1 protein-coding gene is annotated in these 1,595 nt (G+C 72.4%); it reads right to left on the bottom strand.

The window, feature by feature from the left end; all coding sequences use genetic code 11:
• Nucleotides 1-1,434, bottom strand: a 1,434-nt coding sequence (locus tag ACG0Z3_RS23110) for a DUF6531 domain-containing protein (RefSeq protein WP_394402393.1), incomplete at its 3' end; no start/stop codon positions are given.
• Between the last annotated feature and the right edge of the window lie 161 nt (nt 1,435-1,595).

Here is a 1,595-nt window from a genome sequence, read left to right as displayed (position 1 = left end):
GATGCTGCGCAGAAGCTGGCCCGCGGTGCCGTAGGCGTAGCGCCGGTTGGCCGGCCCGCAGGTGCTGCAGCCCGCCCCGGTGAACTCGATCAGCCGCAGCTGCCCGCCGATCACGGCGGTTGTCAGCGTGCTGGTCTGGCCCAGGCTGTTGGTGAGCTGCACGCGGCCCATGCTCTGCGGGCGGGGCTGCACTTCGCCGGTCTTGTCTGGCGCGCCTTCGTTTGCCGTAGCCGTCTGCACGTAGGTCAGCGTGATCTGCTCGATGCCGGTGCCGGGCAGCACTTGTCCGTCCGCGCCCTTTTGCAGCGGGCGGCCCTTGGTGGAAAGGATGGCCCGGCCGGTGTTCTCGTAGGCGTAGGTGGACAGGCGCTGCGGCGCGCCCTTGTGCTCGCCCGGCGCCTGCACGCTGATGCCCGTGAGCGCAAAGACGTTGCCGGCCTGGTGGGCCGCCTCGTAGTGGTACTGCCGTGTCAGGTGGGGCTTGTCCGCGCCGGGCGCGGTGTGCATCACGTGGGTCAGGCGGCCCAGCTCGTCATGCCGGTAGCGAATCTGGCCCAGCGGGGTACCCAGGCTTTGCAACAGCGCGCGCTTGCCGGCCTGGGGCTTGCCATAAGCCAGCACGAGTTTGCGGCCCTGCGGGTCGGTGATGCTGCTGAGGTCGCCCAGCGGGTTGTAGGTCAGTTGCACACGCTCGCCGGTGGCGGCCGTGATGCTGTGCAGCGGGTAGCCCTTGCTGGGCATGGGGCCCACGCTGCGAAAGCTCAGCGTGCGCCCGTCGCCCCAGCGCCAGTGAAAGACGCGTTCGGCGCCTTCGCCTTCGATGCGCACCTGGCCGTCCTGCGGCTGCGGGCTGGTGCACAGCCGCGCGTTGGCGCCCACGCCACGCTGCAGCGTGATGCGCCGGCCGTCGGCCTGCACGATCTGCACCTGGTGGCCCAGGTCGTACAGCACGGTCTCGTAGCTGGTGGCCCATTGCGCGCCGGCCAGCCCGGCGTAGCTGCTCAGGCTGTTGTAGTGGCGCCTGAGCTCCAGGCCCAGCACGCCGGGCAGGGGCGCGAGGTCGATCTCTTCCTGGTACTTGTTGCCGCTGAGCAGGTTGATGGGGTTGCCGCCGCCCACCGACACGCCGCCCGTGCCGCCGCCGGCCACGCTGGCCGGGCCGGCGCCGCCGCAGCTGGGGCTGCCGCCGCCAGGCGGCGCGGGGCAGGTTGGCCCACCGCCGCCCCCACCGCCGCCGGGTGGGCAGGTGCCCAGCAGCTCGCACAGCGGCTTGCTGCCACCGGGTGCGCAGGTGGCGATCGTCGGGTCGCAGCTGGCGGCCGGGCTGCTGAGCAGGGCCGCGCGGGCGGGGCTGCTGGGGGCCAGCAGCGAGGCCAGGCACAGGGCCAGGCACAGCCCGCCGTGGCGCCACAGCAAAAGGAAGTTAGCGGTCATCAGAGAGTTCCGTCGTTGATCACGGGCGGCGTGGCGCATAGCGCGCGCTCAGCCGCCGCAGCTGGGCGGCGGGAGTTCGCACTTACCGGCGCCCACGCCGTCGGTGCAGATGGAGCAGCTGGGGTCCCACCAGGGGCAGGTGGGCAGGTCCGGCGGCGTGG

The sequence above is a fragment of the Pelomonas margarita genome (genome assembly GCF_043555875.1).
Taxonomy (GTDB): Bacteria; Pseudomonadota; Gammaproteobacteria; order Burkholderiales; family Burkholderiaceae_C; genus Pelomonas; species Pelomonas margarita.
Note: the sequence above shows the minus strand (reverse complement) of the source record. Positions and strands in the feature narration are given on the sequence as shown.